The organism is Streptomyces sp. NPDC005302, from assembly GCF_040607345.1.
In the GTDB taxonomy this organism is placed as follows: domain Bacteria; phylum Actinomycetota; class Actinomycetes; order Streptomycetales; family Streptomycetaceae; genus Streptomyces.
This window is the reverse complement of record NZ_JBEXGN010000035.1, coordinates 40,223-47,040: the sequence shown is the minus strand read 5'-3', so window position 1 is coordinate 47,040 and position 6,818 is coordinate 40,223. Positions and strand designations below refer to the sequence as shown.

At 74.4% G+C, this 6,818-nt stretch carries 7 protein-coding genes; 3 read left to right on the top strand and 4 right to left on the bottom strand.

Annotated elements, in window-relative coordinates:
* Positions 1–79: 79 nt before the first annotated feature.
* On the bottom strand, positions 80–508 hold the full coding sequence (locus ABZT74_RS32975) for a hypothetical protein (protein WP_355874277.1): 429 nt from the start codon (positions 506–508) through the stop codon (positions 80–82).
* Positions 509–818: 310 nt separating this feature from the next.
* Here ABZT74_RS32975 and ABZT74_RS32970 point away from each other — a divergent pair, with 310 nt between their 5' ends.
* Positions 819–1,103 carry an SHOCT domain-containing protein gene (locus ABZT74_RS32970; RefSeq protein WP_356173661.1) on the top strand — a complete coding sequence of 95 codons (285 nt, stop codon included), beginning with the start codon at positions 819–821 and terminating at the stop codon, positions 1,101–1,103.
* Between the two features lie 68 nt (positions 1,104–1,171).
* On the opposite strand, the gene ABZT74_RS32965 is transcribed toward ABZT74_RS32970, so the two are convergent.
* On the bottom strand, positions 1,172–1,666 hold the full coding sequence (locus ABZT74_RS32965) for an NUDIX hydrolase (RefSeq protein ID WP_356440938.1): 495 nt from the start codon (positions 1,664–1,666) through the stop codon (positions 1,172–1,174).
* Between the two features lie 83 nt (positions 1,667–1,749).
* Positions 1,750–2,823: an ADP-ribosylglycohydrolase family protein gene (locus tag ABZT74_RS32960; protein WP_356440935.1), complete on the bottom strand. Its 1,074-nt coding sequence runs from the start codon at positions 2,821–2,823 to the stop codon at positions 1,750–1,752.
* 221 nt (positions 2,824–3,044) lie between these two features.
* On the opposite strand from ABZT74_RS32960, the gene ABZT74_RS32955 reads away from it, so the two are divergent.
* On the top strand, positions 3,045–4,181 hold the full coding sequence (locus ABZT74_RS32955; RefSeq protein ID WP_356440932.1) for a glycerate kinase: 1,137 nt from the start codon (positions 3,045–3,047) through the stop codon (positions 4,179–4,181).
* Between the two features lie 254 nt (positions 4,182–4,435).
* Here the strand turns inward: ABZT74_RS32955 and ABZT74_RS32950 are convergent, their stop codons facing one another.
* Complete coding sequence (locus ABZT74_RS32950; protein ID WP_356440929.1) at positions 4,436–5,656, bottom strand: helix-turn-helix domain-containing protein; 1,221 nt, start codon at positions 5,654–5,656, stop codon at positions 4,436–4,438.
* A gap of 180 nt (positions 5,657–5,836) precedes the next feature.
* Between ABZT74_RS32950 and ABZT74_RS32945 the strand changes: the two genes are divergently transcribed.
* Positions 5,837–6,643 (top strand): ABC transporter ATP-binding protein, encoded by an 807-nt coding sequence (locus ABZT74_RS32945; RefSeq protein ID WP_356173673.1) that lies wholly within the window; start codon positions 5,837–5,839, stop codon positions 6,641–6,643.
* The last annotated feature ends 175 nt before the right edge of the window (positions 6,644–6,818 follow it).

The window sequence follows — 6,818 nt, the reverse complement described above, 5'->3', positions numbered from 1 at the left end:
GCCCCGCACCGCGGTGCGGGGCCGCTGCCATTGCCGGGTCGCGTCGGGTCGACGGAGGTGACCGTGGTGCCCGGGGGCTCTACCGGGCGTGCGCCTCGCGGCCGGGACCCACACACAGGGCCCAGATGACGAACGCGTCGATGGCGATCAGCACGATCGCCCACACCGGCTGGTACGGCAGCCACATGAAGTTGGCGATCATGGACAGGCCGGCCAGGGCGACACCGACGATGCGGGCCCACAGCATGCCGCGGAACAGGGCGATGCCGGCGATGACGACGAGGATGCCGAGGACGAGATGGATCCAGCCCCAGCTCGTCAGATTGAAGCTGTACGTGTAGTTCCGGGTGGTGACGAAGACGTCGTCCTTCGCGATGGCGGAGATGCCCTCGAAGATGGCCATCGCACCGCCGAAGATCATCATGACCCCGGCGAACGCGGTCCAGCCGGACACCCACATTCCCGAACTGTCACCGGTGTCGCGCCGGTGCGTATCCGTCGTAGTCATCGCGAGCTCCTTGTGCCTAGACCTCACCGTCGGCCGGGTGACGGCCGGTGGCCCCCGATTCAGCTTGCCACGGGAATGACGGACCGGCAGATCTCGGAAAAGGGGGGATGACGATCCCGGATCGAGGTGCGGAGAGGTTCCCGCGGTGCTCCAATGAAAAGGTCTGTCCGGAGTGGTCCGGCCCGGAACGCAGGGGTTTCCCAGACTTTGCGTGCGGGGCTCGGAATCGTCCGCGCGCACCGGAAACACGGCCTGCGGCGGAATTCCGTTCCGGAGCTTTCAACCGCCTCGTGCGTGAAAGGAAAACACCGTGCCAGGTCTCCTCCGCGGGGTCGCCCGCACCGCCGTGGTGGCCGGTACGGCCACCGCCGTCTCCAACCGTGTGTCACGCCGTCAGGCGGGGCGCTGGGCCCAGCAGGAGGCGCCGGCCCAGGCCTACCAGGAGCCCGCGCCGGCGGCCGCGCCGCCGCCTCCGCCGCCCGCCGACGACATGACCAGCAAGATCGACCAGCTGAAGCAGCTGGGCGACCTCAAGAACCAAGGCGTCCTCACCGAGGCGGAGTTCGAGGCCCAGAAGCGCCGCATCCTCGGCTGAACGGTTCCCCGGCCCGCCGGGCCGGACTGTCCGGCCCGGCGGGCCGCGGTCCGGCCGAATCGTCCCGCTCAGCCCACCCGGTGGCCGTTCTCCAGCTCCGCCGCTCCCACGCCCTCCCGCTCCAGCACGTCGAGCGCCGCGACGACGCGTCGGCCCAGGACGCCGGGCAGGAAGGCGGACAGTTCCGCGCGCGGAACCAGACGCCAGGACAGCAGTTCCTCCTCCTGGAGCCGGATCGCGTCGAGGTCACCGTCCCCGAGGACCCCGCCGTCGTACAGGTAGGCCACCAGGGGCGGCCGGCCGGGGCCCTGGACCCAGTCGACGGTCAGGAGCCGGCCCAGTTCCACGTCGAGGCCGATCTCCTCGGCCGTCTCGCGCCGCGCTCCCTGGCGCGGACTCTCGCCGTCGTCCGACTCCACCGTGCCGCCCGGAAGGCCCCAGCCCTCGCGGTAGTTCGGCTCGACGAGCAGGACGTTCCCCTCGGCGTCGCGGAAGAGAGCGGCCGCCGCGGCGAGGACACGCGGCAGACCGGCGATATAGGCGTCGAAGTCCGAAGTCGTCATCCAGGAAGCGTAACGAGCGCCCGGCCGGGGCCCCGGACGCGCGGCCCCGGGCCGCCGTACCCGCCTCGGCACGCGACGCGGCTCTAGGCCGCCGTACCCGCCTCGGCCAGGGCGACCGTGCGGGTGGCCAGCTCGCTGATGCCGACTCCGTCGAAACCGAACACCGCGCTGCGGACCGTGCCCTCCAGCGGGTCCGTCCACCGGGCGGGGACCGCCGCGGCACCGCACAGGACGCCCGCGACGGACCCCGCGGTCGCGCCGTTGGCGTCGGTGTCCAGGCCTCCGCGGACCGTCAGCGTGACGGTACGGGTGAAGTCGCCGTCGCCGTACAGCAGCCCGGCCGTCAGCACCGCCGCGTTCGGGACCGTGTGGAGCCGGCCGAGACCCGCCGTCTCCTCGGACAGCGTGGTGAGCGTGTCCTCCCAGGCCATCCGGGTCTCGTGGAGAGCGAGGACCCGGCGCACGACACGGGCCAGGCGGCTGCTCGCCGGGATGACGGTCAGCGCCGTGTCCAGCGCGTCCCGGACGGTCGAGGCGGTGAACGCGGCGGAGATCAGCGCCGCCGCCCACATCGAGCCGTACACCCCGTTTCCGGTGTGCGAGAGGACCGCGTCCCGGCGGGCCAGGAAGGCGGCGCGGCGCGGCAGCCCCGGGCAGGTCCAGCCGTAGATGTCGGCGCGGATCAGCGCGCCGGTCCACTCCTGGTACGGGTTCTCGTACGTCGCCGTCAGCGGGGGCCTCAGTCCCTGGGCGAGGTTGCGGTAGGCGGCGCGTTCCGCGGTGAACGTCCGCAGATACGGCAGGCGCAGCAGCCACAGGTCCCCGACCTGTTCGGTGCTGAAGGAGAAGCCGTGCGTCTCCAGCAGGTGCAGGCCGAGGACGGCGTAGTCCACGTCGTCGTCCCGGACACTGCCGTGGATCGGGCCGCGCACGCGCCGCTGGCCCCCTGGGCGCGGCCGGAACTCCTCGCCCGGTCCGTCGTCCGCGGGCAGGTGGTCGGTGAGGGGCAGGGCCGAGGCCTGCCGCACATAGCGGTCGATACGGTCCCGCGTCCAGTGGTCGCCCCGCGCGACCGGCCTGCCGAGTACGGTGCCCGCGATCCGGCCCAGCCAGCCCCCGAGGACGCGGTCGGCGAGTTCGGTGCCCACAAGGGTCATGGCGTGGGTCTACCCGCTTCCGGACCTCCCTGCCCGTCCCGCGCGGAGTGTTCCGTTCCGGAGGTCCCCGGACCGGGACCGGGAGCGTCGCCGCGGGCCGTCCCGCAGGCCGGGCGGGGCATGACGGCGAGGGCTTCCTCCGGTTAAGGTCGCAGCGGCGCGACTGCCTTGACGTGTGCAAGGCCCGAAAGCAAGGGGAATGCAAGGTGGCGGACGCTGCAGTGGATCGGACCCCCCGTGTGCTCATCGCCGCGGACAAGTTCAAGGGATCGCTGACGGCCGTACAGGTCGCTGAGCGTGTGACGGCCGGACTGCGCCGGGCCGTGCCGCAGGTCGAGGTCGAGTCGCTGCCCGTGGCCGACGGCGGCGACGGCACCGTCGACGCGGCGGTCGCGGCCGGGTTCGAGCGCCGCGAGGTGCGGGTCGCCGGGCCGCTCGGCGACGAGGTGACCGCCGCGTACGCGCTGCGCGGCGACACCGCGGTGGTGGAGATGGCCGAGGCGAGCGGACTGCAGCGGCTGCCCGCGGGCGTCTTCGCGCCGCTCACCGCCTCGACGTACGGATCCGGGGAACTGCTGCGCGCCGCGCTGGACGCCGGTGCGCGCACCATCGTCTTCGGCGTCGGCGGCAGCGCGACCACGGACGGCGGCGCGGGCATGCTGTCCGCGCTCGGCGCCCGCTTCCTCGATGCCGACGGCACGCCGGTGGCTCCCGGCGGCGCCGCGCTGCGTGACGTGGAGACCGCGGACCTGTCCGGCCTGGACGACCGGCTCACCGCGGTCGACCTCGTCCTGGCCAGCGACGTGGACAACCCGCTGACGGGGCCCAAGGGGGCGCCCGCCGTGTACGGCCCGCAGAAGGGCGCGAGCCCCGACGACGTGGCGACGCTGGACGCCGCGCTCGCCCACTTCGCCACGGTTCTGGAGAAAGCGATCGGGCCGAGGGCCGCCGAGTACGCCGCCGCGCCCGGCGCGGGTGCCGCGGGCGGCATCGGCTACGGGGCGCTCGTCCTCGGGGCCCGCTTCCGGGCCGGTATCGAGGTCATGCTCGACGTCCTCGGATTCGCGTCCGCGCTGGAGCGGGCCACGCTGGTGATCACCGGCGAGGGATCCCTCGACGAGCAGACCCTGCACGGCAAGGCTCCCGCCGGGGTCGCGGCAGCCGCCCGCGCCGAGGGCAAGGAGGTCGTCGCGGTCTGCGGCCGGCTCACCCTGCGGCCGGAGGCCCTCGGCACCGCCGGGATCCGGCGGGCCTACCCGCTCACCGAGATCGAGCCCGACATCGCCAAGTGCATCGCCGACGCGGGCCCCATCCTGGAGCGCGTCGCGGAGAACATCGGGCGCGACTTCCTGGCCTGAGGCCCACGGGGCGCGCCGGCCACGGCACCACCACCCCGGCCGGCCGCCCCGCGGAGGACCAGCCCGCCCCGTACGCCGTGTGCGGGCACCACGGCGTCTCACCGCGCGGCCTGCGGCGAGAACGCGGTGGTGCTCCGCCGTGCCGCGCTTCCGGGCGCCTGCCTGCGGGCGCACGTGATGTCTCGGCGGGCCTGGTGACCTGCTGCTCGTGCCGCCTGCCGCTCGTACCCCCCGCGGCGGCCGCTCGGCGCGGCTCACCGTGTCGTCCCCGTCCCCGCCAGGCGGTACGCGTCCAGGGCCAGGGTCATCTCGATCAGGTCGCGGGGGCGGGCCAGGGACCGGGACGTCAGCTGCTCCAGTCGGCGCAGGCGGTTGAAGACGGTGTTCCGGTGGCAGTACAGGCGTCCCGCCGCCCGGCCCGCCGACCCCTCGCAGGCCAGCCACATGTCCAGCGTCTCGATCAGCACGGCCCGGTCGCCGGGTTCGAGCTCCAGCAGCGCGCCGAACACGTCCGACACCAGCCGGCCCGCCAGCTCCGGCTGGCTCACCACGAGGGCGGTCGCCATCCGCTGGTCGAGGCGTACGACACCGGTCGCGTCCGGCGGGCAGGTGCGCAGCGCCAGTTCCGCCCAGCGCCGGGCCCGCCCCAGCTCGCCGAGTCCCGAGACGACCGGGCTGATCCCGCCCGGACCCGAGCGCCGCCCGTCCAGCAGCCGGGCCACGGCGTCCAGGCCCTGCCCCGGGTCCAGCGCCACCACACCGATCTCGCAGTCGGCCCGCATCCGCCAGATGAACCGCAGTCCCGCGCCGAGCATCGGCCGGACACAGCCGTCGCGCCCGTCGCGGGTGTCGTGGCGCTCGGTGCGCAGGACGACGACGGCGTACGGGCCGTGCTCGGGCAGATCGAGACCGGCGGCGGCCCGGGCCGCGAGACCCGGCGCCTCCTGCCCCTCCAGCAGCGCGTCGAGCAGGGCCTGCAACCGCTCGTCGGTGCGCCGGCGCAGCTCCCGCTCGGTCGCGAGGTAGGACTCCGAGGCGGTCGCGGCCTGCACGTCGACGGCCGACCACACCATCGTGGCGCACCGCATCAGCACGGCGAGCCGCTCGGGTTCCCGGCCGGCGGCGCTCTCCATCAGCGCGTCCCACACCAGATAGCCCGCGGAACGGTAGGCGTGCACGAGGAGTTCGAGCGGCAGCCCCTGCTGGGCCCGCCGCCGGCCGGCCTCCTCGGCGTGCTGCAGATCGCGGCGCGGTGAGTCCCGTGGCGCGGAGATCGCCTGGATACCGATACGCATCGCGGTCTCCGCCTCCCGCCACTGCTGGTCCTGCGGCAGCACCTGCCCGTAGACGGGGGAGTACTCGGTGAGCTGCCTGATGTGCTCGTCGACGAGCTCGGGCAGCCGTTCCAGCAGAGCCACACACGACTCCGCGAGCAGCTTCCAGTCCTGACCGGTTCGCGGTCTGCGCCCACCCATGGCCGGAGGATGCCACCCCGGCGGGGGCCCGCACAGGCCCCTGACACGCGGTGTTGTGCGCGTGCACAACGGGCGGCCACCACCGCTGGGCTGCCGCCGCGATTCGGCCGCGGGCCGTGGACGGGCCGCCGCGCCGGTGCTGAGGTGAGCGCCACACCGAGCGAGAACAAGGGAGGTGCCATGGGCGGTTCGGCTCTGCTCGTGCGGGACCTGTCGGTCGGATACGGCCCCGTACGCGCACTGCGCCACGTGTCGTTGGAGGTGCCGGAGGGGACCGTCGTGACGGTCCTCGGCGGCAACGGCGCGGGCAAGTCGACGCTGCTGCGGGCGGTGTGCCGGACGCTCTCCTTCCACGGGGGAGCGGTGACCGGCGGCACGGTCACGCTGGGGGGACGACCGCTGGACCGGCTGGCACCGGACCGGGTGGTGGCCGCCGGGGTGTCCCAGGTCCCGGAGGGGCGGCGGGTGTTCGCCCGGATGACGGTCGCGGACAACCTGCGCGCCGGGGCGCTCGGCGGCACCGGCGGCCGGGTGGACCGGGCGCGGGCCCTGCGGCGCGTGCACGACCTGTTCCCGGTGCTCGCCGACCGCGCCCGGCAGCGGGCGGGACTGCTGTCCGGAGGGGAACAGCAGATGCTCGCCGTCGGCCGGGCCCTCATGGGCGCCCCCAGGGTGCTGCTGCTCGACGAGCCCTCGCTCGGGCTCGCCCCGCTGATGGCCGCGCGGATCGCCGACACCGTGCGGGAGATCAACGAACAGGGCACCTCCGTCCTGCTCGTCGAACAGAACGCCGCCCTCGCCCTGCGGCTCGCCACCACCGCCTACGTGCTGGAGGTCGGCGAGGTGACCCTCTCGGGTGCCGCGGACGAACTCGCCGCCTCCGACGAGGTGCGCCGCCGCTATCTCGGCGTCGTCGACGAGGACGCCGCGGCCGACGGGGCGACCGCGCGCGACGGCCTTCCGTCCCTGTCCCGCTGGAAGGGGTGAGCCGCCGTGGACGAACGCGACGGAGCGGCACCGCACGACACCGCACGGACCACCGACACCACGCAGACCACCGACATCCCACAGGCCACCACCAGGCAGGCCACCGACACCGGACGGACCACCGGCGCCGCGCGGCACGGGCCCGGCCCCGGCACGCGAGGGCCCGCGGACGCCC